Raw genomic sequence first — 24,824 nt, 5'->3', positions numbered from 1 at the left:
GCGCGCCTCCAGGCCGGGTCGTCCCGACCGACTCAGGGACCCTCGAGCGCCTCGATCGCCGCCACGAGACCAGCCCGCCGCGGCGACCGCCGCGGCAGGACCGCGAGCAGCGCGCGGAGCACGCGGCCGTCCGCTGCGCCGTCGGGCGTCCGCGCCCACGCGAGCAGCGCCTCGACACTGCCGTCCGCGACGACCGACTCGCGGAACCGACCGCGCACCAGGTCGCGCACGGCGTCCACCCCCGGCGCAGCCGACCCCGGCAGGACCGGCCCGGTGTACCGGTCGACGGCCTGGAGGCGCGCCCCGCGGTCGAGCGCGGACAGCACGGTGTCGACGTCGGTCGCCATCCCGGTCACCCGGTACGGACGCGACGTCACGGTCACGCCCGACGCGTGCTCCGCGAGGACCCGACGGAGCCGCACCACCTCGGCGCGCAGCGTCACGACGGCACCGGCGTCGCCGTACACCGCCTGCGCGAGGTCGGCTGCCGCCAACCCGTCGGGGTGGGCGGCGAGGACGACCAGGAGCTCGGAGTGCCGCGCGGACAGCTGCACCCGGCGGTCGCGGATGCGCAGGACGGCGGTGTCGGTGCCGAGGACCGTCAGTTCCGCGCCGGGCGCGGCCGGCGTCGGCACGGCGGGTCCGGGGACCCGGCTCGCGGCGAGGGCGAGCCGCGCCTCGGCGGCGGCGACCGTGGCGGCGAGGAGCGAGAGGGTGTGCCGTTCGACCGCTCGGTCGTCGCCCGTCAGGTCGAGCACACCGACGGTGGACCCGTGGGCGTCGTGCACGGGGACGGCGGTGCACGACCACGGCTTCACGGCGTTGGCGTAGTGCTCGTCGGAGCGGATCTGCACCGGCCGGTCGAGACGCAGGGCGGTGCCGGGTGCGCTCGTGCCGACGCGGTCCTCGGCCCAGTCGGCCCCGGGGACGAAGCCCATGTCCTCTGCCGCTCGTCGGGCCGTCCGCGCTCCGTCGACCCACACGAGCCGGCCGGAGGCGTCCCCGACCGCCAGGACGCAGCCGGCGGAGCGGGTGTCGTCGAGCAGGAGGTGCCGGACGACGGGCAGCAGGGTGGCCAGCGGGCCGTCACGGCGGGCGGCGTCGAGCTCGTCGTCGCCGAGGGCGAGTGCGGGGACCGCGTCCGGGTCGACCGCCGCGGACCGCCGCCAGGACGCGGCGACGAGTGGGCGGAGCCGGTCGGGTGCGCGCATGCGTCCTCCGATCGACCCCACCCGCCGCACCGTCGCGACGAGTACGGCCAGCCTACGTCCGGTGTGTGACCGGGACCAGGCCGAGATCCGCCAGCTCGGCGTCGTCGAACATCCGCGACCGGGTCAGGAACCGCTTGCCCTCGGGGCTCTCGACCGAGAACCCGCCGCCGCGCCCGTCGACGACGTCGATGGTGAGGTGCGTGTACTTCCAGTACTCGGGGCGCTTGGTAGCCGAGGGTTGACACCGGTAGACATCGGCTTGCTTACGCGGGTCGCGGTCGAGTGGCGCGTCGCACGCTGTAGCCGCTTCTCGCTATTGCTGCGGACTTTCTGCGGACTCGACAGCTCACTCACGCCACCATTTAGCCAGCTATATTCTGGAGGCTTGGATGCCGCTACTGTCGGCTCATGGCGTGGATGCGAGTGCGCGAGGCGGCGGCGTACACCGACTGTCACGTCGAGACACTGCGCGACGCGCTACGCGCTGGCGAGTGCCGCGGAGTGCAGCGAGTGAAGGCCGGCACGTGGCGCACTCGCGTCGAGTGGGTCGACGCATGGATCGAGCGGGAACGATGAAGCTGGCGGGAGGGGCCGCGATTATCGCGGCAGGCCTGATGTTGAGCGGCTGCGCGAGCGCGTCGGCAGCGAAGCCGAGCCCGACGCCCACGCCAACTCCGGTGTCGATCGAGACACGGCAGGCTAACTGCACGGCGTATTGGCTGGACCAGCGTCCGGTACACGAGGACTGGACGGAGTCGATCGCGGACCAGTACCGCGACGGCATCGACCGAAAGTGCGAAGGCGTCGTCTCCGAGGATGACGACGCCTTCGCTAGGGGGTAGGACTCAGCTCGGCTTGCCGAGGGGTGTCGGGTCGAGATTGACGGGGTCGGTCGTCTCGAAACGGATAGTCGTCGCTGCCGTTAGCAGGAAGGAGATCGTTCGATCCGGTGTTTCGACCGTCATGAAGCCGGCTAGGCCGGCATCGATCGTTTCGACGATCTGGCGCTGAAACTCCGTCTTGTCGGTCTCGTTGAGGTTTTCCCCGAGGATCTTGTCGCCGAGGTACATGGTCCAGGTGGGCTGAGGATGCCAAGTAGTCATGCGCCGAAGCTATCGGAGGGCACCGACGGCCTACGCCCTGATCCACGGGCGCCGGGCATGGTGATCGCGGGTAACCATCCACCCCTGTGATGTCGGACGTTCCGGATACTCTGGGGTAGCGAGAGCGAGAGGAAATCTCATGGGCTTCATTGACGGACACGGCCGAAGCTTCAACCCGAAGACGGTGACGGTGATTCACCACCGCGGCGAGGCGGACGAATCGGCCATCGAGATGCGTGGGCTCATCCAGGCAAAGAAGGGGTCCTTCGACGTCGACGCACAGGTGTTCGAAGGCGACTGGGTCGTCGTGCCCGATCCCAGAGGGGGATCGCGGGAACTCTACGTCTCGTCCGTCGAGATCTTCGACCACGGGTCGCAGCTTGACCACCTGTCCGCGATCTGGGGCAAGGCTCCAGCCAATGCGACGCGGCGCGAGAGCGCCCAGTCCGCCCTGCACGCCCCGGTGATCAACGTCTATGGGGACCATGCGCAAGTCGCATTCGGCAACGAGTCGGTAACCCAGCAGTCCCACGTCGTCACCAGCGGTTACACCGACCTCGCAGACACCGTTCGTGACGTACTGAGCCGCCTCGAAGACATAGACGAGCACACACGCCCCCTCGTCGTCGATTCGGCAAACGTGGTGCTGGGTGAGCTCGTGAAGCCGGAGCCGGACACGTCAATCGTTCAGCGTGGTCTCGCGCAGCTGCGCGGGGTGCTGGCCCCGATTGCCCTTGCCACCGCGACCGGCGCGGGTAAAGAGCTGTCGGAGTGGGCGGTAGACACCATCGGCAAGCTGGTGTCGTAGCACCTAGGACGTCACGTTCGGCACCTTGTAAGTCGCGTACGTAGTCAGCAGCGCTGTGGCGAGACCAACACACGGCGCCCGCTCTACAGGCAGTGACGTAAGTAGCCCGGCGGTCGTGAGCGCGCCGATCCCGGTCACGATGGTCTTGGCGAACTTCTGGTTCCGGCCGAACCAGCCGGTCCCTCTGCCGACATGGTCGCTCATCACGCCCCCTTGCCTCTAGTGCGGCCGAGGTCGTTGTCGATGTCGTCGAGCCGGTACTGATGCACGCCGACCGCGACGGCAAGCTGGTCGACCTTCTGCTCAATGCGGCCGAGTGCTCGGTAGTTCTGGTCGTGCCGGTCGTCGGCCTCTTCGCGGAGGTTGGTGGTGTGGTCGTTCTTCACCTCGCGCTTGACGATGCCGAGATCCTCACGAAGCTCGCCGATGGCCGCACGGATGCGGCGGGTGACCCGCTAGACACCGATGCCGAACACAGCGAAGAGGAAAACGTAGACGATCCACCGGGTGGTGGGCTCGGCCCACACAGCCCCGGCGAAGTCGGCCCAGGTGTCGGCGGCGACGATCACTGCTCGTCCACCCACAGCACTTCGAAGGACAGCGCCGTGGCGCCCGTGTCGAGGCTCTGCGAGTCGCCGCCGTAGTTCCGCTGGTAGCCGACGACGCGGAGTTTGTCGTTCGCGTTGAGGGAGACGCAGAGCCGAGACGATGGTTCCTGCCTGGTAGCCCTCCCTCCCCCGCCGCGCTGCGCGCATGGTTCAACAAAGCGTGCGACGCGGCCGGAGTAGGCGAGTTGACGCCGCACGATTACCGGCACTTCTACGCGTCCGGACTGGTCCGTGCCGGCCTCGACGCCGTGTCGGTCGCGCGAGCAATGGGCCATGCATCGGCGACAATCACCCTGAGCGTCTACGCGCACCTGTTTCCCGGTGCGGCGGACCGAACGCGATCCGCCGCATCGGACCTGCTGGATTCAACTGAGTCTTCTGCGGACGAAGTGCGGACTAGCGCCGATGAGCGGTGAGCCCGAGGTCTTCCAGTTCCACCTTTGTGAGCATGCGGGAGCGCGTCAAGAAGCGCTTCCCATCAGGGGTTTCGACCGAGAACCCGCCGCCGCGCCCGTCGACGACGTCGATGGTGAGGTGCGTGTACTTCCAGTACTCGAACTGCGACACCGACATGTAGACCTCGACGGGGTCGATGCCGTCCACCTGGAGCGCCCCCAACAACACGTCGCCGGAACCGGTCCGGAACATGCCGACCGGGTAGCACATCGGGCTCGATCCGTCGCAGCAGCCGCCCGACTGGTGGAACATCAGGGGGCCGTGCCGGGCGGCGAGGGTGCGCAGCAGCTCCCCCGCCGCCGGCGTGACCGCCACGCGTGCGGTGTCGGGCATCAGAAGAAGCCCATCGGACCGTCCGCGTAGGACACGAGCAGGTTCTTCGTCTGCTGGTAGTGGTCGAGCATCATCTTGTGGTTCTCCCGCCCGATGCCGGACTGCTTGTACCCGCCGAACGCCGCACCCGCGGGGTACTGGTGGTACGTGTTCGACCACACCCGTCCGGCCTGGATGTCCCGACCGGCGCGGTACAGGGTCGTGGCCTCGCGACTCCACACCCCGGCGCCGAGTCCGTACAGGGTGTCGTTGGCCGTGGCGATCGCGTCGTCGTACCCGCTGAAGGAGGTCAGCGCGAGGACCGGACCGAAGATCTCCTCCTGGAAGATCCGCATCGAGTTGACGCCCTCGAACACCGTCGGCGTGACGTAGTACCCGCCGGACAGCTCACCGCCGAGGTCCGCGCGTTCCCCGCCGGTGAGCAGCTTCGCGCCCTCCTGCTTGCCGATGTCGATGTAGCTCAGGATCTTCTCGAGCTGGTCGTTCGACGCCTGCGCGCCGATCATCGTGGAGAGGTCGAGCGGGTGCCCCTGCTTGACGGCGCGCACCCGGTCGAGGCCGTCGGCGACGAACCCGTCGTAGATCTCCTTCGCCACCAGCGCCCGGGACGGGCAGGTGCAGACCTCGCCCTGGTTGAGGTTGAAGAAGGTGAAGCCCTCGAGCGCCTTGTCGTAGAACGAGTCCTTCTCGGCGGCGACGTCCGGGAAGAACACGTTCGGGCTCTTGCCGCCGAGCTCGAGCGTCACCGGGATGAGACTCTGCGAGGCGTACTGCATGATCAACCGGCCGGTGGTGGTCTCGCCGGTGAACGCGATCTTCCGGATGTCCGGGTGCTGGGCGAGCGGCGCACCGACCTCGATGCCGAACCCGTTGACGACGTTGAGGACGCCGGCGGGCAGCAGGTCGCGGATGAGCTCGACGAGGACGTGGATCGACGCCGGGGTCTGCTCAGCAGGCTTCAGCACGACGCAGTTGCCCGCTGCCAGGGCGGGTGCGAGCTTCCACACGGCCATCAGGATCGGGAAGTTCCAGGGGATGATCTGCCCGACCACGCCGAGGGGTTCGTGGAAGTGGTACGCCACGGTGTCGTGGTCGATCTCGCCGGCCGAGCCCTCCTGCGCGCGGATCGCCCCGGCGAAGTAGCGGAAGTGGTCGATCGCGAGCGGGATGTCGGCACCGAGGGTCTCGCGGATCGGCTTGCCGTTCTCCCACGTCTCGGCGACGGCGAGCATCTCGAGGTGCTCCTCCATCCGGTCGGCGATCTTGTTGAGGATGACCGCGCGCTCGGCGGCGCTCGTCCTCCCCCAGCTCGGGAACGCCTTCCAGCCCGCTGCCACCGCACGGTCCACGTCGGTGGAGTCCCCGCGGGCGACCTCGGTGAAGACCTTGCCGGTGACGGGGGTCGGGTTCTCGAAGTACTGCCCACTCGCCGAGGGGACGTACTCGCCGCCGATGAAGTGGTCGTACCGCGACCGGTACTGGACGAGGGAGCCCGGTTCACCGGGTGCCGCGTAGGTGGTGGGCGATGGTGCGATGGTCATGGTGGTGGCCTTTCGACGACGCTGTCGGGGCACGTTCGGATCGCGTGCCTGCTCGCACGGTACGTCGGCGGGGGTTGCATCCGGTTGCACCGGCTCGCCGTCGGCCGGGTAGCGTTCGGGACTCCAGCGGTCCGATCAGGAGGAGTGTCCGTGGATTCTCGTGCCGTCCGCACGTTCCGGGTGTTCGTCGTCGTCACCGCGGTCGTCGCGATCGCCCTGGGGATCGTCGCCATCGCGTGGCCGCGGCCGTCGCTCGTCGTCGTCGCACTGCTGTTCGGCGTCTACCTCGTCGTCGCCGGCGCCCTGCGGGTCGTGGCGTCGGTGCGGGGGCACGGGACGCCGACGGTCTGGCGGTGGACGTCCGGCGTGGTGGGAGCGCTCGTCGCGGTCGCCGGCCTGGTGGCGCTGCTCGATCCGGCGATCCCCCTGGTCGTCTACGCCGTGCTCGCCGGGGTCGGATTCGTCGTCGAGGGCATCGTCTCCATCGTTGGCGGCTTCGTCGGCCACCCGGGGTCGTCCCGGGTGCCGACCCTGGTGAGCGGGGTGCTCTCGATCCTCGGCGGTGTGGTCGTGCTCGTCGCGCCGGGCCTCGCGCTCACGGTCTTCATGGTGTTCGCGGGCATCGCACTCATCGTCGTCGGCGCCGCGGCCCTGCTGCTGCTGCCCCCACGCGCCGCCCTCCGCCGCTAGGCGGCACCCGTCCCGAACAACAGTCCGAGCGCGTAGGTCACCACCGCGGCACCGAACCCGATCGCGAGCTGCCGGAACGCCCGCTTGCCCGGCGACGCCCCGCTGAGGACCCCGACGACCGCTCCGGTGCCGAGCAGCGCGAGCCCGACGAGCGTGCCGGCCACCGCGATGGCCGCCCACCCCTGCATGCCGAACAGGAACGGCAGCACCGGGATGATCGCGCCCGAGGCGAAGAACAGGAAGCTCGACACCGCGGCGCTCAGGCCGTTCCCGACCGCCTCGTGGTCGTCGGCGACGGGCACCGGGCCGGTCGCCGGACGACGCTCGCCGATGCCGGACAGCACATGGGCGGCGTGCTCGGTCGCTTCGGCCTCGGTCATGCCACGGGCCCGGTACACCAGGGCCAGCTCGTTCGCGTCGACGTCGAGGTCCGCCACGGCACGTCCGGCCTCGGGGTGCGGTGCGGACGCCTCGAGCAGTTCGCGCTGCGACCGGACCGAGACGTACTCCCCCGCGCCCATCGAGAGGGCGCCGGCGAGCAGACCGGCGATGCCGCTCAGCAGGACGAAGTGCCGGTCCGCACCCGAGGCGCTGATGCCGATGATGAGCGCCAGGTTCGACACGAGTCCGTCGTTGGCGCCGAAGACCGCCGCGCGGAACGTGCCCGACAGCCGCATGCGGCCACGGTTCGCCAGCCCGCGGACGACCTCGCCGTGGATGCGCTCGTCGGCCGCCATGCTCGCGGTCGCGTCGTCGTCGTCGGCGTACGGCGAGCGGTCCTCGGCGCGCTGCATCAACGCGAGGACGAAGACCGACCCGAACCGCTTCGCCAGCGTCGCGAGGACGCGGGTGCGCAGGCTGCCGCGCTGCGGACGCCCGACGTCGTCGCCGAGCAGGTCGAGCCAGTGCTGCTCGTGCCGTCCCTCGGCCTCGGCCAGCGCCGCGAGGATCTCGCGTTCCTCGCCGGACCGCCGCGCGGCGAGGTTGCGGTAGACCGCCGCCTCCGCACGCTCGTCGGCCAGGTAGCGGCGCCAGCGGCGGACGTCGGCGCGCGGCGCCGTGGATGCGGAGGCGGTGTCGTCCTGGAGGCTCACCCCGCCCATCCTGCCCGCACGGCGGTCCGGTCGCGCCGCGGCTCCACCCCACCGAGCGCGCCCCGAGCGTCGACGCGCGTCGGGAAGCCCACGACCGCGCCCCGCGGACGCCGTCGCGCCCCGGTGTGCGGGGGAGCGACGACCACGGCGGGGCGCAGCCGCGGCGCGTCCAGCGTCCGGCGTCCGGGCGGGACGCGACAGGGCGCGGACCGGAGGCGACGCGTGTTCGTGCGCCGGGCCTCCCGTCCGCGCCCTGTCGGCGTCGGGATCCTGCGGATCAGTCCCGCACGTAGGCCGGAGCGGCCTCGGCGTGGGCGTCGCCCACCCGGTGCACGCGCAGGTCGTTCGTCGAGCCCTCGATGCCGGGAGGGGAACCGGCCGTCACGATGACGCGGTCGCCGGGGGCGGCCAGGCCGTTCTCGAGCAGGACGTCGTCCACCTGCGAGAAGAGCTCGTCGGTGTGGGTCTTGCGCTCGACGAGGAACGACCGGACACCCCAGGTGAGCGCCATGCGGCGACGCGTCGCCTCGTTCGGGGTGAAGGCGATGATCGGCAGGCCGTGGCGCAGACGCGACATGCGTCGCGCGGAGTCGCCGGACTCGGTGAACACGCAGAGGTACGAGGCCTCGGTGAACTCCGCGATCTCGACCGCGGCGAGCGTGATCGCACCGCCGAGGGTGCGCGGCTTGGTGCCGAGCGGCGCGATGCGCTCGAGGCCGTGGTCCTCGGTGGACTCGACGATGCGGGCCATCGTGCGGACCGTCTGCACCGGGTACTCACCGACGCTCGTCTCGCCCGAGAGCATGACCGCGTCCGCGCCGTCGAGCACGGCGTTCGCGACGTCGGAGGTCTCCGCGCGGGTCGGGATCGGCGACGAGATCATCGACTCGAGCATCTGCGTCGCGACGATGACCGGCTTCGCCATGCGGCGGGACAGCTCCACGGCGCGCTTCTGCACGATCGGGACGGCCTCGAGCGGCAGCTCGACGCCGAGGTCACCGCGGGCGACCATGATGCTGTCGAAGGCGTCGATGATCTCCTCGAGCGCGTCGACGGCCTGCGGCTTCTCGACCTTGGCGATGACGGGCAGGCGCTTGCCCTCCTCGTCCATGATCTCGTGGGCACGGTCGACGTCGGCGGCGTTGCGCACGAACGACAGCGCGATGAGGTCGGCGCCCTGACGGATCGCCCACCGGAGGTCGGCCTCGTCCTTCTCGCTCAGCGCGGGGACGTTGACGGCGACGCCGGGCAGGTTGATGCCCTTGTTGTTCGACACCGTGCCGCCGACGACGACCTCGGTGCGGACGCGGACGCCGTCGGTGTCGAGCACGCGCAGGCGGACGCGACCGTCGTCGATGAGCAGCGGGTCGCCGGGCTTGACGTCCTGGGGCAGGCCCTTGAACGTCGTGCCGCAGATCTCCTTGGAGCCGGGGACGTCCTCGGTCGTGATGGTGAACACGTCGCCGACCGCGAGGTCGTGCGGGCCGTCGGCGAACTTGGCCAGACGGATCTTCGGACCCTGCAGGTCGACGAGGATCGCGACGGGCTTGCCGAGTTCCTCGGCCGCGCGACGGACGTTCACGTAGTTGGCCTCGTGGACGCTGTAGTCACCGTGGCTGAGGTTGAGTCGGGCGACGTCGACGCCCGCTTCGATGATCTCCTTGACGGTCTCGTAGTCCGACGTTGCCGGTCCGAGCGTCGAAACGATCTTTGCGCGTCTCAATGGATTCCTTCGTGGTGGTGGATGGTGCTTGGGTTTCCGCGCTGTGGGGCCGCGCGGAACGAAGCGAGGCCACCAGCACCTTATCGAGTGCGGGTGGCCCCTCGGTCACGAGATCGAGATCGCGCGGTCCGTCGCCTTCACCGGCGCGGGCAGGATCGTCGAGCCCTCGAGGTACTCGTCCACCTTCGCCGCCGCGGCTCGCCCCTCGGCGATCGCCCAGACGATCAGGGACTGCCCGCGGCCGGCGTCGCCGGCGACGAACACGCCCGCCTCGTTCGTCGTGTAGTCGGCGCGGCGGTCGAGCGCACCGGACACCGTGGTCGGCAGCCCGAGCTGCGGCTCGATCGTGTCTGCCTCAGGGCCGGTGAAGCCCATCGCGACGAGGACGAGGTCTGCGGGGATCTCGCGCTCGGAGCCGGCCTTCGGCACGCGACGGCCGTCGAGGTACTCGGTCTCGGCGACACGGAGGGCACGGACCTCGCCGGCCTCGTTCGCCAGGAACTCGACGGTCGAGGCGAGGAAGTGCCGCTCGCCGCCCTCTTCGTGGGCGCTCGTGACCTCGAACACGGTCGGGAACATCGGCCACGGCTGCTCGGACGGACGTTCCAGCGGCGGCTGCTTGCCGATCGCCAGGTTCGTCACGCTCAGCGCGCCCTGTCGGTGTGCGGTGCCGATGCAGTCCGCCCCGGTGTCGCCGCCGCCGATGACGACGACGTGCTTGCCCTCGGCGGTCAGCTGGTTGTCGACCCGGGTGCCGGCGTTCGCCTTGTTCTGCTGGACGAGGTAGTCCATCGCGAAGTGCACGCCCTCGAGGTCGCGCCCCGGGATCGGCAGGTCACGCGGCACCGTGGCGCCGGTGGCCACCACGACCGCGTCGTAGCGCGACTTCAGGTCGTCCCAGGTGATGTCGCGGCCGATCTCGACGCCCGCACGGAAGCGGGTGCCCTCGGCCTGCATCTGGGAGAGGCGCGCGTCGATCTGGCGCTTCTCCATCTTGAAGTCGGGGATCCCGTAGCGGAGCAGCCCGCCGATGCGGTCGTCGCGCTCGTAGACGGCGACGGTGTGCCCGGCGCGCGTGAGCTGCTGCGCGGCGGCGAGCCCGGCGGGGCCGGACCCCACGACGGCGACGGTCTTGCCCGTCAGACGCTCCGGCGGGTGGGGGGTGACCCAACCGTTCTGGAACGCGTCGTCGATGATCGAGACCTCGACCTGCTTGATCGTCACCGGCGGCTGGTTGATGCCGAGCACGCACGAGGACTCGCACGGGGCGGGGCACAGCCGGCCCGTGAACTCCGGGAAGTTGTTCGTCGCGTGCAGCCGCTCGATGGCCTGCCGGCCCTCACCGCGCCAGGTGAGGTCGTTCCACTCCGGGATCAGGTTGCCGAGGGGGCAGCCCTGGTGGCAGAACGGCACGCCGCAGTCCATGCAGCGGCCGGCCTGGCGCTTGAGGGCGCCGGACTCCTGCTGCTCGTAGACCTCTTTCCAGTCCATGAGCCGGACGGGCACGGGTCGCCGTGCCGGGAGCTCGCGTTCCTGGACCTTGAGGAATCCCTTGGGGTCAGCCACCGGTCACCTCCGAGGTCGTGTTGGGCGCTGCCGGTTCCAGACGTGCGTGACGTTCAGCCACCGGTCACCTCCGAGGTCGTGTTGGGCGCTGCCGGTTCCAGACGTGCGTGACGTTCAGCCACCGGTCACCTCCATGATTCGGTTCCACACGACGTCGCCGTCGGGGTCGAGCCCCTCGTCGACGGCGCGCTGGCGGGTCTCGAGCACCGCTGCGTAGTCGCGCGGCAGCACCTTGACGAAGTCGCTCAGGTCGCCGGACTCGAGCAGGTCGGATGCCAGCGTCGAACCGGTCTCCTCGGCGTGCCGGGTGAGCAGGTCGGTGACGATCTCGACGTCGGCGCTGTCCAGTGCCTCGAGTCGCAGCTCGCCGGTCGCGAGCGCGTCGGTGTTGACGTGTTCCTCGCGCAGACCGCGGACGTACGCGGTGCCGCCGGACATGCCGGCGCCGAGGTTGCGGCCGGTCTCGCCCAGGATGAGGGCGAGGCCGCCGGTCATGTACTCGAGCGCGTGGTCGCCGACGCCCTCGACCACCGCGGTCGCACCCGAGTTGCGCACCAGGAACCGCTCGCCCACGATGCCGCGGATGAACATGCTCCCCTGGGTCGCGCCGTAGCCGATCACGTTGCCGGCGATGACGTTCTGCGCCGGGTCGAAGCCGGAACCGGCGTCGGGGCGCACGATGATCTCGCCGCCGGACAGGCCCTTGCCGACGTAGTCGTTGCTGTCGCCGACGAGTCGCAGCGTGATGCCGGCCGGCATGAACGCGCCGAGCGACTGTCCGGCCGAACCACGCAGCGTGACGTCGATCGAGCCGCTGGGCAGCCCGTGCTCGCCGTACCGCTTCGTGACCTCGTGGCCGAGCATCGTGCCGACCGCGCGTTCGGTGTTGCGGATGGGCAGGTCGAGGGCGATCGAGCCGCCGTGGTCGAGCACGTCGGCGGTCTGCTGGATCAGGCCCACGTCGAAGTGGTGCTCGAGCTCGTGGTCCTGCTCGCGCTGGTGGCGACGCGGCTCGGCGGCCTCGAAGTGCGGGCCGGCGAGCACCGGCGCGAGGTCCAGCCCGGACGCCTTCCAGTGCTCGAGGGCACGGTCGACGTCGAGCGCGTCGGACTGGCCGATCGCCTCGTCGAGCGTGCGGAACCCGAGCTCGGCGAGGAGCTCCCGCACTTCCTGCGCGATGAACTCGAAGAAGTTCACGACGAACTCGGGCTTGCCGGAGAAACGCTTGCGGAGCTCGGGGTTCTGCGTCGCGACGCCCACCGGGCAGGTGTCGAGGTGGCAGACCCGCATCAGGATGCAGCCCTCGACGACGAGCGGGGCGGTGGCGAAGCCGTACTCCTCGGCGCCGAGGAGCGCCGCCACGACGACGTCGCGCCCGGTCTTCATCTGACCGTCGACCTGCACGACGACGCGGTCGCGCATGCCGTTGAGCATGAGCGTCTGCTGCGTCTCGGCGAGACCGATCTCCCACGGGGTGCCGGCGTGCTTGAGCGAGTTGAGCGGGGACGCGCCCGTTCCACCGTCGTGGCCGGACACGAGCACGACGTCGGCCAGGGCCTTCGTCACGCCGGCCGCGACCGCACCGATGCCGGACTGGCTCACGAGCTTGACGTGGACGCGGGCGGCCGGGTTGGCGCGCTTCACGTCGAAGATCAGCTGCTTGAGGTCCTCGATCGAGTAGATGTCGTGGTGCGGCGGCGGCGAGATGAGGCCGACGCCGGCCGTGGCGTGCCGGGTGCGGGCGACCCACGGGTACACCTTCTGCGGCGGCAGCTGGCCGCCCTCGCCCGGCTTCGCACCCTGCGCCATCTTCAGCTGGATGTCGGTGGCGTGGGTGAGGTACATGCTCGTCACGCCGAACCGTCCGGAGGCGACCTGCTTGATCGCGCTGCGGCGCTCGGGGTCGAGCAGCCGGTCGACGTCCTCGCCGCCCTCGCCCGTGTTCGAGCGACCACCCAGACGGTTCATCGCGATGGCGAGGGTCTCGTGGGCTTCCTTCGAGATGGAGCCGTACGACATCGCGCCGGTGTTGAAGCGCTTGACGATGGACTCGATCGACTCGACCTCGTCGAGCGCGACGGGCTTGCGGAGCCCGTGCTTGAACCGGAACAGCCCACGGAGCGTCATGAGCTCCTCGGACTGGTCGTCCACGGCGCTCGAGTACTCGCGGAAGATGTCGTAGCGGCGCGCACGGGTGGCGTGCTGCAGCCGGAAGACGGTGTCCGGGTTGAACAAGTGCGGGGGTCCCTCGCGACGCCACTGGTACTCGCCGCCGGTCTGCAGCCGCTCGTGCGAGAGCACCGCGCCGTCCTGCGGGTACGCCTGGGCGTGCCGCTCGGCGTTCTCCTTCGCGATGACGTCGATGTCGACGCCGCCGAGGATCGACGACGTGCCGGTGAAGTACTTGTCGACGAACTCCTGGCTGAGCCCGACTGCTTCGAACGCCTGCGCACCGGCGTAGCTCGACACGGTCGAGATGCCCATCTTCGACATGATCTTGAGGACGCCCTTGCCGAGCGCCTTGATCACGTTCTTGACGGCCTGCTCCGGGGTGATCCCCGTGATCATGCCGGCCCGGACCAGGTTCTCGCAGGTCTCCATCGCGAGGTACGGGTTGATGGCCGAGGCGCCGTACCCGATGAGCGTGGCCACGTGGTGGACCTCGCGCACGTCGCCGGCCTCGACGATCAGACCGACCTTCATGCGCTGCTCGGTGCGGATCAGGTGGTGGTGCACGGCGGCGAGGAGCAACAGGCTCGGCACGGGCGCCTGCTCGGCGTTGCCGTCGCGGTCGGACAGCACGATGAACTGCTTGCCCGACTCGATCGCGGCGTCGACCTCGTCGCACACCGCGGCGATGCGCTTCTGCATCGCCTTCTTGCCGGCGTCGACGCGGTACAGGCCCTTGATCGTGACGGTCAGGTGCCGACCCGACTCGGTTTCGAAGTGCTGCACCTTGGCGAGCTGGTCGTTGTCGATCACCGGGAAGTCGAGCGTGATCTGCTTCGCGTGCTCGGGCCCGGCCGACAGGAGGTTGCGCTCCGGACCGAGGCCCATGCCCATCGAGGTGATGACCTGCTCGCGGATCGAGTCGAGCGGCGGGTTCGTCACCTGCGCGAACTGCTGCGTGAAGTAGTCGAACAGCAGCCGCGGCCGCTGGGAGAGCACGGCGATCGGGGTGTCGGAGCCCATCGCGCCGAGCGGTTCCGCGCCGACCTGCGCCATCGGGCGGAGCAGGATGCGGACCTCTTCTTCGGTGTACCCGAACGCACGCTGCCGACGGGTGACCGATGCCGGGGTGTGCACGATGTGCTCACGGTCGGGCAGGTCGTTCAGGTTGATGCGGCCCTGGTCGAGCCACTCGCCCCACGGTCCGGACGACGCCAGACCCTGCTTGACCTCGTCGTCCTCGATGATGCGGCCGGCCTCGGTGTCCACCAGGAACATCCGGCCGGGGCGCAGACGCCCCTTGCGGACGACCTTCGCGGCGGGCACGTCGATGACACCGGTCTCGGACCCCATCACGATGAGGCCGTCGTCGGTGACGAGGAAGCGTCCGGGGCGCAGCCCGTTGCGGTCGAGCGTCGCGCCGACGAGCGAACCGTCGGTGAACGTGATGGCGGCCGGACCGTCCCACGGCTCCATGAGCATCGAGTGGTACTCGTAGAACGCGCGGAGCTCCGGGTCCATCCCGACCTGGTTCTCCCAGGCCTCCGGCACCATCATCGACACCGCGTGCGGCAACGTCCGGCCGGTCAGGGTGAGGAGCTCGAGGACCTCGTCGAACGACGCCGAGTCGCTCGCACCGGGGCTCACGATCGGCAGCAGCGGAGCCATGTCGCCGAGCAGTTCGCTCTCGAGCTGGGACTGCCGTGCGCGCATCCAGTTGCGGTTCCCGCGCACCGTGTTGATCTCGCCGTTGTGCGCGATCGTCCGGAACGGCTGGGCGAGCGGCCACGACGGGAAGGTGTTGGTGGAGTATCGCGAGTGCACGATCGCGAGCTTCGAGGCGAAGCGCTCGTCACTGAGGTCCGGGTAGAACGGCTCGAGCTGCAGCGTCGTGACCATGCCCTTGTAGACCATGGTGCGGCTCGACAGCGACATGAAGTACAGGTCGTTCGCGTGCTCGGCGCGCTTGCGGAGACGGAAGGTCTGGCGGTCCAGTGCGATGCCGCTCCACGACGCGCCGTGCACGTCGTGCCGCACCGAGGCGACGAACAGCTGCTCGAACGCGGGCATGGCGGCACGGGCCAGGGTGCCGAGCACGTCGGGGCGCACCGGGACCTCACGCCAGCCGAGGACCTTCAGGCCCTCTTCGCGTGCGAGCCGCTCGACGGCGCCCTTCGCCGCGTGCCGGTCGCCCTCGTCCTTCGGCAGGTAGGCGGTACCGACCGCGTACTCCCCCGCCGCCGGCAGGTCGAACGGCACCACGGCGCGCAGGAACTCGTCCGGCACCTGGCACAGGATGCCTGCGCCGTCGCCGGTGCCCGCGTCCGAACCGACGGCACCGCGGTGCTCGAGGTTGCGGAGGGCGCCGAGCGCGGCGTCGACGATGTCGTGGCCGGGCGTCCCGCGCAGTGTCGCGACCATCGCGAGACCGCAGGCGTCCTTCTCGTTCGCCGGGTCGTACATGCCGGTGGCGTCGGGGATCGCCGAGAACCGACGGTGCGCCGGCACGAGGTTCTTCGGTGCCGAGGGCTGGAGTGGCTGGAGCGCCATGGGGGAACCGTCCTCACGAGGAAGTGGAACAGGGACAGCGGTGGCCCGGTGGTGCGTTCCGCCCGGACGGGGCGGGACTGGTGCCCGTGCCCCGCTTGTGGCGGGGAGGGTGCTCCTAGGCGCGATCAGTGGGAGTCGTGACCGCTCCGGAGCCCTGGACCACGAGGTCGTCGTCGTCGCCCTCGTGCTCCGAGAAGGTGTCGTCGGAGTCTACATCGGACTTCGGACGCGGCTCGCGACCGGGCAGGTACGGGCTCGGCTCCTTGCCGGTGTGCCGACGGGTCTGCACGATGAAGATGACGATGCCGAGCAGGATGGCGGCGAAGGACATCCAGACGTTCGTGCGGATGCCCGCGAACGTTTCGCTGGTGTCGACGCGGATCGACTCGAGGAACGACCGGCCGACCCCGTACCAGATCAGGTACAGGGCGAGGACCTTGCCCCACTGCAGCGTGAACTTGCGGTCGAGCAGCAGGATGACGACGACGCCCAGGACGTTCCAGATGATCTCGTACAGGAACGTCGGGTGGAACAGCGTGCCCTCGGGCAGGCCCTTCGGGAACGCGGCGTTCGTCGACTCGATCTGCAGACCCCAGGGCAGGCTGGTCGGCATGCCGAAGAGCTCGTGGTTGAAGTAGTTGCCGAGCCGGCCGAACGCCTGCGCCAGCAGCACCCCGGGCACGACCGCGTCGATGAAGGACGTGAACTGCAGACCGACCTGTCGGCAGCCGATCCACGCGCCGACGGACCCGAGGATCAGGGCACCGAAGATGGCGAGCCCGCCCTCCCAGATGTACAGGAAGGACAGCGGGTCGATGCCGGGGCCGAAGTAGTCGGACACGTGCGTGAACACGTGGAAGAGCCGACCACCGATGATCCCGGCGGGCACCGCCCAGATCGCGATGTCGATGATGATCCAGCGCTCCACCCCGCGTGCGTTGAGGCGACGGTTGGCGAGCAGCACCGCGGCGACGATCCCGAGCAGGATGCAGATCGCGTAGGCGTGGATGCGGAAGTCGAGCGGCAGCGACCAACCGAACGCGTCGCGCAGCCAGGCGGTCAGGTCGAAGTACTGCCAGGCGGTGCTCGGGCTCGGGATGCTCAGGAGGGGCATGGAGGAACGGTCGCCTTTCGGAACTGACGGGGCGCGGTGTCGACGTGTCGTCGGCCCCGCTCACTGTAGCGCGGGTCGTGGGCCCGCCAGGAACTGGACTAGGAGCGGCGGGCGCCGGTGGTGAGGTCGGCGGCGCGGTCGGCGACCCCCTGCACGCCGAGGTCGGCCAGGGCCCGCACGAACGCCGAGCCGACGATCGCACCGTCCGCGTACTCGAGCACCTCGGCGACCTGCTCGGCGGTCGAGATGCCGAGCCCGACGCAGGTGCGTGCGACGCCGGCGTCGCGGAGTCGGGAGACCACGGTGCGCGCAGCGACGTCGACGCCGGCGCGCGCTCCGGTGACGCCCATCGTCGACACGGCGTAGACGAAGCCGCGGCTGGCCGCCACCGCCTGCTGCATCCGCGCGTCGGAGGAGGACGGTGCCGCGAGGAAGACACGGTCGAGTCCGGTCCGCTCCGACGACGACATCCACTCGGTGGCTTCATCGGGGATCAGGTCGGGCGTGATGAGGCCCGCGGCACCCGCGGCGACGAGGTCGTCGGCGAACCGGTCCACGCCGTAGCGGAGCACCGGGTTCCAGTACGTCATCACGAGCACCGGCACGTCCGCGCGCTCGGTGATCTGGTGCACGGCGTCGAAGACCTGCGCGACCCGGAAGCCGTTCGCCAGGCTCTCCTCCGCCGCACGCTGGATGACGGGGCCGTCCATGACGGGGTCGGAGTACGGCAGGCCGAGCTCGATGACGTCCACGCCGTTCTCGGCGAGGGCGACGGCGGCGTCGACACTGGTCTGCACGTCGGGGTAGCCGGCGGGCAGGTAGCCGACGACGGCACCGGCACGCTCGGCGTTGGCGGTGTCGATCGTCGTGGCGACGGTCTGGTTCGTGGTCACAGCTGCACCGCGTTCTCGTCGAGGATGCCGAAGTAGCGACTGGCGGACGCGACGTCCTTGTCACCACGGCCGGACAGGTTCACGAGCACGACGCCCTCGGGGCCGAGCTCCTTGCCGAGCTTGATCGCACCCGCCAGGGCGTGCGACGACTCGATCGCGGGGATGATGCCCTCGGTCTGGCTGAGCAGACGGAACGCCTCCATTGCCTCGGTGTCGGTGATCGGCGCGTACTTCGCACGGCCGATCGACGCCAGGTAGGCGTGCTCCGGCCCGACGCTCGGGTAGTCGAGCCCGGCGGAGATGCTGTGGCTCTCGATGGTCTGGCCGTCCTCGTCCTGCATGAGGTACGACTTCGCACCCTGCAGGACGCCTTCGCGTCCGAGGGTGATGCTCGCGGCGTGCCGACCGGTCTCGACGCCGTCGCCGCCGGCCTCGAAGCCGTGCAGCGCGACGGACTCGTCGTCGAGGAACGCCTCGAAGATGCCCATCGCGTTCGAGCCGCCACCGACGCACGCGGCGACGGCGTCCGGCAGACGGCCGACGCGGTCGAGGACCTGCTGGCGGGCCTCTTCGCCGATCACCTTGTGGAACTCGCGCACCATCTCCGGGAACGGGTGCGGGCCGGCGACCGTGCCGAGCAGGTAGTGGGTCGAATCGACGTTCGCCACCCAGTCGCGGAGTGCCTCGTTGATGGCGTCCTTGAGGGTGCGCGATCCGGTCTCGACCGGGATCACCTCGGCACCGAGCAACCGCATCCTGGCGACGTTGAGCGCCTGGCGCTCGGTGTCCACGGCACCCATGTACACGACGCAGTCCATGCCGAACAGCGCCGCGGCGGTCGCGGTGGCCACGCCGTGCTGTCCGGCACCGGTCTCCGCGATGAGGCGGGTCTTGCCGAGCCGTCGGGCCACGAGCGCCTGGCCGAGCACGTTGTTGATCTTGTGCGAACCGGTGTGGTTGAGGTCCTCGCGCTTGAGGATCACCCGGGCACCGCCGGCGTGCTTCGCGAACCGCGGCACCTCGGTGATGATCGACGGACGCCCGGTGTAGTCGCGCTGGAGCTCGTCGAGTTCCGCACGGAACGCCGGGTCGGCCCAGGCCGTGCGGAAGGCTGCCTCGAGCTCGTCGAGCGCGAGGACGAGCGACTCGGGGACGAAGCGTCCCCCGAAGTCACCGAAGTAGGGGCCGTGCAGGTCGCGGAGTGAGGTCACGATGGGTCTTCCCGGGACGAGTCCGACGCACCGGGCTGGGCCGATGGTCGGACGGGTGGAACGTTCAGCCGCGGTCGGCGGCCTCGATGAACGACGCGAGGGTGGTGGCGGGGTCGGCACCGGTGACCAGCGCTTCCCCGACGAGGACGACGTCGGCACCCGCGGCGCGGTAGTGGGCGACGTCGTCGGGACCCGCCACGGCGGACTCCGCGACGCGCACGACCCCGTCGGGGATGCGGTCGGCGAGGGACCCGAACAGGTCGCGGTCGAGCGAGAAGTCGGTGAGGTCGCGCGCGTTGACGCCGAGGATCCGCGCGCCGGCGTCGAGGCCGCGGGAGACCTCGTCGGCGGAGTGCGCCTCGACCAGCACGCGCATGCCGAGCTCTTCGGCCAGCGTGTGGAGCTCGACCAGCTGCTGCTGCTCGAGTGCTGCCACGATGAGCAGCACCACGTCGGCGCCGGCAGCCCGTGCCTCGACGACCTGGTACGGGTCGGCGATGAAGTCCTTGCGCAGGACGGGGACGCCGACACGGGCCTTGACGGCTTCGAGGTCGGCGAGGCTGCCGAGGAACTTGCGCCCCTCGGTCAGGACGCTGATCGTCGACGCGCCGCCGCGCTCGTAGTCGGCAGCGAGTGCGGCCGGGTCCTCGATCGGGGCCATCGAGCCGCGGGACGGGCTGGCGCGTTTGACCTCGGCGAGGATCTTCACCCGGTCGCCGGGGGCGAGGAACGCGAGGGCGTCGAGCGGCGACGCCACCCGGTCGAGGTCACGTTCGACGTCCGAGTAGGGACGGTCGACACGACGGGCGGCGGCGTCCTCGAGCGCGCCCGCGACGAGGGTCTCGAGCACGTTCGGCATGCGAGTCCTACTCGGCGTGGTGCTTGGCGACGTACTTCGGACCGTTGACGCCGTAGCCCGCCTTCGCCATGACCGCGCCGATGACCAGCCCGATGACGACGACCGCGGCAGAGGCCCAGACGCCCCACGCCTGGTCGAACCAGAAGAACAGCGTGCCTGCCGCGAATCCGATCAGCATGATCACGACGGCGGTCCAGGCGGCCGGCGAGTGGCCTTCGCCGAGTTCTGCGGGCTCAGTGTTGCTCACGGTGCTCCTCGTTCTGCTCCGGCGTCGTCGGTCGACCGACGCCCATCCGATCCTACCGTGCCGGCGGTCGGGTCGACCCCAGCACTGAGGTCGTCCCAGTCCACGACGGCGTCCCGCTCGACCGGTGCCTTCGCGCGGGCGTCGGCCGCAGCGCCGGCCGTGGCCGCGCCGTACTTCCGGCTCGGTCCGGGCCAGGCACGCTGCACCACGATGACGACGATGCCGAGCAGCACGGCGAGCACGCCACCCACGATCCCGACGGCCGGCCAGAGCGACACGTCCACTCCGGACACGACACGGCGCACGGCGGCCAGGTCGCTGACCCCGGCCACCTCGCCGACCGCACCCTTCGCGGCGGCGATCGGGTCGCCGAGGGCGGTGATGCCGCTGACCACGACGCCGACGCCGAGCAGGATCTCGACGCACGCGAGCACGACGCGCAGGACCCGGCCCGCGATCGTCATCGCGAGGAACAGCGCCAGGCTCGCGATCGCCAGGGCGGTGTACTGCGGCACCACCGCGGCTCCGTCGGCGTCGACCGTCGAGGTGACCGCAGCACCAGCGTGCAGGTCCACCGTGAACCAGGTCTGCGTCCACGAGAGCATGATGACGCCGGCGACGAGCAGCCCGGCGACGACGACGATCGGGCGCGAGCGCTTCACGAGCGCACCTCGCGCATCAGGTTCGCCGTGGCGACGGCCCGCAGCGGTGCGGCCGCCTTGTTGATGGTCTCCTCGTGCTCGGTCGCGGGGTCGGAGTCGGCCACCAGGCCGGCGCCCGCCTGCACGCGCGCCACGCCGTCCTTGATGAGGGCGGTCCGGATCGCGATCGCGATGTCCGCGTCGCCGGCGAAGTCGAAGTACCCGACGACCCCGGCGTAGGCACCGCGCTTCGCCGGTTCGAGCTCGTCGATGATCTCCAGCGCGCGGGGCTTCGGCGCGCCCGACAGCGTGCCCGCCGGGAACGTCGCCCGGAACACGTCGATGGCGGTCATCCCCGGCCGCACCGCACCCTCGACGCTCGACACCAGGTGCATGATGTGGCTGAACCGCTCGACCGTCATGAACTCGGTGACCGCGACGCTGCCGGGCTCGCAGACCTTCTGCAGGTCGTTGCGGGCCAGGTCGACGAGCATCAGGTGCTCGGCGCGCTCCTTCGGGTCGTCGAGCAGGTCGTCGCCGAACCGGACGTCCTCCTCCGGGGTCGCACCGCGCGGGCGCGACCCGGCGATCGGGTGCGTGATGGCGCGGCCGGACTGCACCTTCACCAGCGCCTCGGGCGAGGCGCCGACGATCCAGTAGCGCTCGTCGGCGGTGTCCGCCAGCGCGAGGAAGTACATGTAGGGACTCGGGTTCAGGGTCCGGAGCACGCGGTACACGTCGAGCGGGTCGGCCGTCACCTCGTGGTCGAACCGCTGCGAGACGACGACCTGGAACACGTCGCCGTCGCGGATGAACTCCTTGGAGCGCTCGACCGCGGCCATGTACTCGTCCGGCGTGGAGCGGTGCGTCGGCGTCGGCTCGGCGATCTCGAAGGCCTCGGCGACGGTCGCGACGCTCGGCTGCACCAGGTCGGCCTGCAGGCGGTCGAGGCGGCGCTGCGCGTCGGCCCACAGGGTGTCGGCGTCGTCGGTGCCGTCGTTGAGCACGCTCGCGACGAGCAGGACGAGACCCGTGCGGTGGTCGAGCGCGACGAGCTCGGAGACGAACGACAGCGCCTGTCCGGGCACGTCGAAGTCGGCCGGCGGCACGTTCGGCAGGTGCTCCAGCTGGCGGACGGCCTCCCAGCCGATGAACCCGACGGTCCCGCCGACGAGCGGCGGCGAGCCGGGCACCCGCGGAGTGGCCCAGCGCTCGTGCAGGCGCGCGAGGACCTCGAGCGGTTCGCCGTCGAGCGATCCGACGGCGCGCTCGGCGTCGATGCCGGTGTCGATCCAGGCGGCGCGGTCGCCGTCCTGCGTCAGGACGCCGAAGCTCCGCACGCCGACGAACGACCAGCGCGACCAGAGGCCGCCCTGGCCGGCGGACTCGAGCAGGAACGACCCGGGACGGCCGTCGGCGAGCTTGCGGTAGACGCCGACCGGCGTCTCGCTGTCGGCGTACAGCGCGCGCACCACCGGGACGACACGGTGGTCGCCCAGCACGGCGTCGAACTCCGGCCGGGAGGTCGTGTGCGGCGCGTCGGAGATCGTCGCGGTCGTCATCGGGTCGCCTCCACTGCCGTCTCGGCCGGGGCAGACGCGGTCGCGTCCGTCGGCGCAGATGCGGTCACGGGCGCGAGCGGGTCGACGTCGAAGCACCGGTGCGCACCGGTGTGGCACGCGGCCCCGACCTGCTGCACCGTGACGAGGAGCGTGTCGTCGTCGCAGTCCAGCGCGGCACCGCGCACGTACTGGGCGTGCCCCGAGGTGTCGCCCTTCCGCCAGTACTCGTTCCGCGACCGCGACCAGAAGGTCACGCGCCCCTCGGTGAGGGTGCGGCGGAGCGCTTCCCGGTCCATGTACCCGAGCATGAGGACGTCCTTCGACGACTCCTCTTGCACGATGGCGGGGAGCAGCCCGTCCGCACCGAAACGTGCGCGGTCGAGGACCGCCTCGGTGTCGGTGCTGGTGCTGTCGGTCATGAGACTCCTAGCCTACGGCGGCGGATCGGCGGAAGGCGGCGGTTCGGCGCTTCAGCGGACGGCGTGGCCGGTCGCGCGCAGCGCGGCCTTGACGTCGCCCACCGTCATCTCGCCACGGTGGAAGACGGACGCGGCGAGGAGGGCATCCGCACCCGCGTCGACGGCGGGGGCGAAGTGCTCGACCCGACCCGCGCCTCCCGAGGCGATGACCGGGACGCGCGCGACCGAGCGCACCGCGGTCACGAGTTCGAGGTCGAACCCGTTCTTCGTGCCGTCCGCGTCGATGGAGTTGACGAGCAGCTCCCCCGCGCCGCGCTCGACGGCGTCACGCGCCCAGGCGATCGCGTCGATGTCCGTCTCGGTGCGGCCGCCGTGCGTGGTGACCACGAAGCCGGACGCGGTCCGGTCGGAGCGCTTGACGTCGAGCGACAGCACGACGGCCTGCGCGCCGAAACGGTCGGCGATCTCGCCGACCAGGTCGGGCCGGGCGATCGCGGCGCTGTTCACGCCGATCTTGTCCGCGCCGCACTGCTGCAGGCGGGACACGTCGTCGACGGAGCGGACGCCGCCGCCCACCGTGAGCGGGATGAAGACCTGCTCGGCGGTGCGGGTGACCGTGTCGTACATCGTGGCGCGGTTCTCGACCGTGGCGCCCACGTCGAGGAAGGTCAGCTCGTCGGCACCCTGCTCGTAGTAGCGGGCGGCGAGCTCGACGGGGTCACCGGCGTCCTGCAGGTCGAGGAAGTTGACGCCCTTGACGACCCGGCCGCCCTTGACGTCGAGGCACGGGATGACCCGGACGGCCACGCCGCCGAGCGCCGTGGCTGCCGCGGTCACAGTCGGGCCGCGTGGATCGGGCTGACGAGGATCGCACGGGCGCCGAGGTCGTACAGGGCGTCCATGATCAGGTTCGCGTCGTCGCGCGGGATCATCACGCGCACCGCGGACCAGTCGCGGCCGTGCAGCGGCGACACCGTCGGCGACTCGATGCCGGAGGCGACCGCCGTCGCCTGCTCGAGCAGGGCGGTCGGGATGTCGTAGTCGAGCATGACGTAGCCGCGGGCGACGAGCACGCCCTGCAGCCGACGACGGAGCACGTCGATGCCGGGGATCGTCTCGTCGGTCGACACCAGCAGTGCCGTCGACTCGAGGATGACCGGGCCGAAGATCTCGAGGCCGGCCTGTCGCAGCGTGCTGCCCGTCGACACGACGTCGGCCACGGCGTCGGCGACCCCGAGGCGCACGGCGCTCTCGACCGCGCCGTCGAGCTTGACGAGCGTGGCGGTCACGCCGTGGCGGGTGAGGAAGTCCCCCACCAGGCCCGGGTAGCTCGTCGCGACGCGGACCCCGTCGAGGTCCTGCAGGGTGCTGAAGCGGCCCGGCGTGCCGGCGAACCGGAAGGTGGAGTCCGCGAAGCCGAGCGCGTCGACCTCGTGCGCCTCGGATCCGGAGTCGAGCAGCAGGTCGCGCCCGGTGATGCCGACGTCGAGCGCACCGGAACCGACGTACGTCGCGATGTCGCGCGGGCGGAGGAAGAAGAACTCGACACCGTTGCGCTCGTCGAGCAGGTGCAGCGCCTTCGGGTCACGCCGACCGGCGTACCCGGCCTCGCGCAGCATGTCGGACGCGGTCTCGGACAGGGAACCCTTGTTGGGCACGGCGATGCGGAGCATCAGGAGGTCTGCTTTCTGGTCGGGAGCATGACGGATCGAGGTCGGTGCACGGGCGATGCCCGGCTCGTCCTACAGATGTCGCCAGATGTCCGCCGGGGACAGCCCCTTCGCGACCATGAGCACCTGCAGGTGGTACAGGAGCTGCGAGATCTCCTCCGAGGTGCGCTCGTCGCCCTCGTACTCGGCCGCCATCCAGACCTCGGCTGCTTCTTCCACGATCTTCTTGCCGATCTGGTGCACGCCGGCGTCCAGTTCGGCGACGGTGCCGGAGCCCTCGGGGCGCGTGCGCGCCTTCTCGGTGAGCTCCTGGAACAGGTCGTCGAACGTCTTCACGCGGTCCAGGCTACCGGTCT

At 70.5% G+C, this 24,824-nt stretch carries 25 protein-coding genes and 1 pseudogene; 4 read left to right on the top strand and 22 right to left on the bottom strand.

From position 1 onward, the window contains the following. Positions 1-32: 32 nt before the first annotated feature. Positions 33-1,211 (bottom strand): GAF domain-containing protein, encoded by a 1,179-nt coding sequence (locus EDF63_RS07965; RefSeq protein WP_148061752.1) that lies wholly within the window; start codon positions 1,209-1,211, stop codon positions 33-35. 52 nt (positions 1,212-1,263) lie between these two features. After that, positions 1,264-1,428: pseudogene (locus EDF63_RS07960) on the bottom strand (DUF779 domain-containing protein); the annotation flags it as partial. 191 nt (positions 1,429-1,619) lie between these two features. Between EDF63_RS07960 and EDF63_RS19110 the strand changes: the two are divergent. Next, on the top strand, positions 1,620-1,787 hold the full coding sequence (locus tag EDF63_RS19110; protein WP_123312501.1) for a helix-turn-helix domain-containing protein: 168 nt from the start codon (positions 1,620-1,622) through the stop codon (positions 1,785-1,787). A gap of 269 nt (positions 1,788-2,056) precedes the next feature. Here EDF63_RS19110 and EDF63_RS07945 read toward each other — a convergent pair whose 3' ends face one another. Further along, entirely contained in the window at positions 2,057-2,314 is a 258-nt protein-coding gene (locus tag EDF63_RS07945) for a hypothetical protein (protein ID WP_148061751.1), read from the bottom strand. A 139-nt stretch (positions 2,315-2,453) separates the two neighbouring features. Between EDF63_RS07945 and EDF63_RS07940 the strand changes: the two genes are divergently transcribed. Then, a complete protein-coding gene (locus EDF63_RS07940; RefSeq protein ID WP_123312495.1) occupies positions 2,454-3,122 on the top strand; it encodes a hypothetical protein in 669 nt (222 codons plus the stop codon). Between the two features lie 203 nt (positions 3,123-3,325). Here the strand turns inward: EDF63_RS07940 and EDF63_RS07930 are convergent, their stop codons facing one another. Together EDF63_RS07930 and EDF63_RS18960 are read right to left on the bottom strand one after the other, a co-directional pair. Further along, positions 3,326-3,508 (bottom strand): hypothetical protein, encoded by a 183-nt coding sequence (locus EDF63_RS07930; RefSeq protein ID WP_123312491.1) that lies wholly within the window; start codon positions 3,506-3,508, stop codon positions 3,326-3,328. Positions 3,509-3,577: 69 nt separating this feature from the next. Then, positions 3,578-3,706 (bottom strand): hypothetical protein, encoded by a 129-nt coding sequence (locus EDF63_RS18960; RefSeq protein ID WP_260233022.1) that lies wholly within the window; start codon positions 3,704-3,706, stop codon positions 3,578-3,580. Between EDF63_RS18960 and EDF63_RS19105 the strand changes: the two genes are divergently transcribed. Further along, positions 3,691-4,146, top strand: a complete 456-nt coding sequence (locus EDF63_RS19105) for a tyrosine-type recombinase/integrase (protein ID WP_123312488.1) — start codon at positions 3,691-3,693, stop codon at positions 4,144-4,146. The two genes, EDF63_RS18960 and EDF63_RS19105, sit on opposite strands and share 16 nt — an antisense overlap. Here EDF63_RS19105 and EDF63_RS07920 read toward each other — a convergent pair. Both EDF63_RS07920 and EDF63_RS07915 read right to left on the bottom strand, forming a co-directional pair. Further along, the gene (locus EDF63_RS07920) at positions 4,127-4,519 is read right to left on the bottom strand and encodes a DUF779 domain-containing protein (RefSeq protein WP_123312485.1); all 393 of its coding nucleotides are present in this window, start codon (positions 4,517-4,519) and stop codon (positions 4,127-4,129) included. The genes EDF63_RS19105 and EDF63_RS07920 overlap by 20 nt on opposite strands. Next, on the bottom strand, positions 4,519-6,060 hold the full coding sequence (locus EDF63_RS07915) for an aldehyde dehydrogenase family protein (RefSeq protein ID WP_123312483.1): 1,542 nt from the start codon (positions 6,058-6,060) through the stop codon (positions 4,519-4,521). Before EDF63_RS07915 ends, EDF63_RS07920 begins: the two co-directional genes overlap by 1 nt. Positions 6,061-6,210: 150 nt before the next feature. On the opposite strand from EDF63_RS07915, the gene EDF63_RS07910 reads away from it, so the two are divergent. Next, positions 6,211-6,750 carry an HdeD family acid-resistance protein gene (locus EDF63_RS07910; RefSeq protein ID WP_185021342.1) on the top strand — a complete coding sequence of 180 codons (540 nt, stop codon included), beginning with the start codon at positions 6,211-6,213 and terminating at the stop codon, positions 6,748-6,750. On the opposite strand, the gene EDF63_RS07905 is transcribed toward EDF63_RS07910, so the two are convergent. The 15 genes from EDF63_RS07905 to EDF63_RS07835 all read right to left on the bottom strand — a co-directional run bounded on the left by EDF63_RS07905 (position 6,747) and on the right by EDF63_RS07835 (position 24,804). Beyond that, positions 6,747-7,853, bottom strand: coding sequence for a VIT1/CCC1 transporter family protein (locus EDF63_RS07905; protein ID WP_123312481.1), 1,107 nt, complete (start codon positions 7,851-7,853; stop codon positions 6,747-6,749). The genes EDF63_RS07910 and EDF63_RS07905 overlap by 4 nt on opposite strands. Before the next feature lie 268 nt (positions 7,854-8,121). Continuing rightward, positions 8,122-9,567 carry a pyruvate kinase gene (gene pyk / locus EDF63_RS07900; RefSeq protein ID WP_111083936.1) on the bottom strand — a complete coding sequence of 482 codons (1,446 nt, stop codon included), beginning with the start codon at positions 9,565-9,567 and terminating at the stop codon, positions 8,122-8,124. A 105-nt stretch (positions 9,568-9,672) separates the two neighbouring features. Further along, positions 9,673-11,133 carry a glutamate synthase subunit beta gene (locus EDF63_RS07895; RefSeq protein WP_123312479.1) on the bottom strand — a complete coding sequence of 487 codons (1,461 nt, stop codon included), beginning with the start codon at positions 11,131-11,133 and terminating at the stop codon, positions 9,673-9,675. Positions 11,134-11,247: 114 nt separating this feature from the next. Continuing rightward, entirely contained in the window at positions 11,248-15,765 is a 4,518-nt protein-coding gene (gene gltB / locus EDF63_RS07890; RefSeq protein WP_123313094.1) for a glutamate synthase large subunit, read from the bottom strand. A 202-nt stretch (positions 15,766-15,967) separates the two neighbouring features. Further along, positions 15,968-16,966 (bottom strand): prolipoprotein diacylglyceryl transferase, encoded by a 999-nt coding sequence (gene lgt / locus EDF63_RS07885; protein WP_260233021.1) that lies wholly within the window; start codon positions 16,964-16,966, stop codon positions 15,968-15,970. A gap of 98 nt (positions 16,967-17,064) precedes the next feature. Then, entirely contained in the window at positions 17,065-17,859 is a 795-nt protein-coding gene (gene trpA / locus EDF63_RS07880; protein WP_123312477.1) for a tryptophan synthase subunit alpha, read from the bottom strand. Then, complete coding sequence (trpB, locus tag EDF63_RS07875) at positions 17,856-19,070, bottom strand: tryptophan synthase subunit beta (RefSeq protein ID WP_123312475.1); 1,215 nt, start codon at positions 19,068-19,070, stop codon at positions 17,856-17,858. Before trpB ends, trpA begins: the two co-directional genes overlap by 4 nt. A gap of 64 nt (positions 19,071-19,134) precedes the next feature. Next, entirely contained in the window at positions 19,135-19,920 is a 786-nt protein-coding gene (gene trpC, locus EDF63_RS07870) for an indole-3-glycerol phosphate synthase TrpC (RefSeq protein WP_123313093.1), read from the bottom strand. 16 nt (positions 19,921-19,936) lie between these two features. After that, the gene (locus EDF63_RS18645) at positions 19,937-20,176 is read right to left on the bottom strand and encodes an HGxxPAAW family protein (protein ID WP_185021341.1); all 240 of its coding nucleotides are present in this window, start codon (positions 20,174-20,176) and stop codon (positions 19,937-19,939) included. Next, positions 20,173-20,838 carry a Trp biosynthesis-associated membrane protein gene (locus tag EDF63_RS07860; RefSeq protein ID WP_123312472.1) on the bottom strand — a complete coding sequence of 222 codons (666 nt, stop codon included), beginning with the start codon at positions 20,836-20,838 and terminating at the stop codon, positions 20,173-20,175. The genes EDF63_RS18645 and EDF63_RS07860 overlap by 4 nt, the downstream gene beginning before the upstream one ends. Beyond that, on the bottom strand, positions 20,835-22,379 hold the full coding sequence (locus EDF63_RS07855) for an anthranilate synthase component I (RefSeq protein WP_123312471.1): 1,545 nt from the start codon (positions 22,377-22,379) through the stop codon (positions 20,835-20,837). The genes EDF63_RS07860 and EDF63_RS07855 overlap by 4 nt, the downstream gene beginning before the upstream one ends. Next, complete coding sequence (gene hisI, locus EDF63_RS07850) at positions 22,376-22,798, bottom strand: phosphoribosyl-AMP cyclohydrolase (protein ID WP_123312469.1); 423 nt, start codon at positions 22,796-22,798, stop codon at positions 22,376-22,378. The genes EDF63_RS07855 and hisI overlap by 4 nt, the downstream gene beginning before the upstream one ends. Positions 22,799-22,849: 51 nt before the next feature. Beyond that, entirely contained in the window at positions 22,850-23,635 is a 786-nt protein-coding gene (hisF, locus tag EDF63_RS07845) for an imidazole glycerol phosphate synthase subunit HisF (RefSeq protein ID WP_260233020.1), read from the bottom strand. After that, the gene (gene hisG / locus EDF63_RS07840; RefSeq protein WP_123312468.1) at positions 23,632-24,471 is read right to left on the bottom strand and encodes an ATP phosphoribosyltransferase; all 840 of its coding nucleotides are present in this window, start codon (positions 24,469-24,471) and stop codon (positions 23,632-23,634) included. The genes hisF and hisG overlap by 4 nt, the downstream gene beginning before the upstream one ends. 69 nt (positions 24,472-24,540) lie before the next feature. Then, a complete protein-coding gene (locus EDF63_RS07835) occupies positions 24,541-24,804 on the bottom strand; it encodes a phosphoribosyl-ATP diphosphatase (RefSeq protein WP_123313091.1) in 264 nt (87 codons plus the stop codon). Positions 24,805-24,824 lie beyond the last annotated feature (20 nt).

This window comes from Curtobacterium sp. JUb34 (assembly GCF_003755065.1).
Taxonomy (GTDB): Bacteria; Actinomycetota; Actinomycetes; order Actinomycetales; family Microbacteriaceae; genus Curtobacterium.
This window is presented reverse-complemented; position numbering and strand designations above follow the sequence as displayed.

Bases quoted from the DNA above. Each gene is read 5' to 3' on its own strand.
- EDF63_RS07965 (WP_148061752.1), bottom strand. From the start codon at position 1,211: ATGCGCGCACCCGACCGGCTCCGCCCACTCGTCGCCGCGTCCTGGCGG.
- EDF63_RS19110 (WP_123312501.1), top strand. From the start codon at position 1,620: ATGGCGTGGATGCGAGTGCGCGAGGCGGCGGCGTACACCGACTGTCAC.
- EDF63_RS07945 (WP_148061751.1), bottom strand. From the start codon at position 2,314: ATGACTACTTGGCATCCTCAGCCCACCTGGACCATGTACCTCGGCGAC.
- EDF63_RS07940 (WP_123312495.1), top strand. From the start codon at position 2,454: ATGGGCTTCATTGACGGACACGGCCGAAGCTTCAACCCGAAGACGGTG.
- EDF63_RS07920 (WP_123312485.1), bottom strand. From the start codon at position 4,519: ATGCCCGACACCGCACGCGTGGCGGTCACGCCGGCGGCGGGGGAGCTG.
- EDF63_RS07915 (WP_123312483.1), bottom strand. From the start codon at position 6,060: ATGACCATCGCACCATCGCCCACCACCTACGCGGCACCCGGTGAACCG.
- EDF63_RS07905 (WP_123312481.1), bottom strand. From the start codon at position 7,853: ATGGGCGGGGTGAGCCTCCAGGACGACACCGCCTCCGCATCCACGGCG.
- gltB (WP_123313094.1), bottom strand. From the start codon at position 15,765: ATGTACGACCCGGCGAACGAGAAGGACGCCTGCGGTCTCGCGATGGTC.
- lgt (WP_260233021.1), bottom strand. From the start codon at position 16,966: ATGCCCCTCCTGAGCATCCCGAGCCCGAGCACCGCCTGGCAGTACTTC.
- EDF63_RS07855 (WP_123312471.1), bottom strand. From the start codon at position 22,379: ATGACGACCGCGACGATCTCCGACGCGCCGCACACGACCTCCCGGCCG.
- hisI (WP_123312469.1), bottom strand. From the start codon at position 22,798: ATGACCGACAGCACCAGCACCGACACCGAGGCGGTCCTCGACCGCGCA.
- hisG (WP_123312468.1), bottom strand. From the start codon at position 24,471: ATGCTCCGCATCGCCGTGCCCAACAAGGGTTCCCTGTCCGAGACCGCG.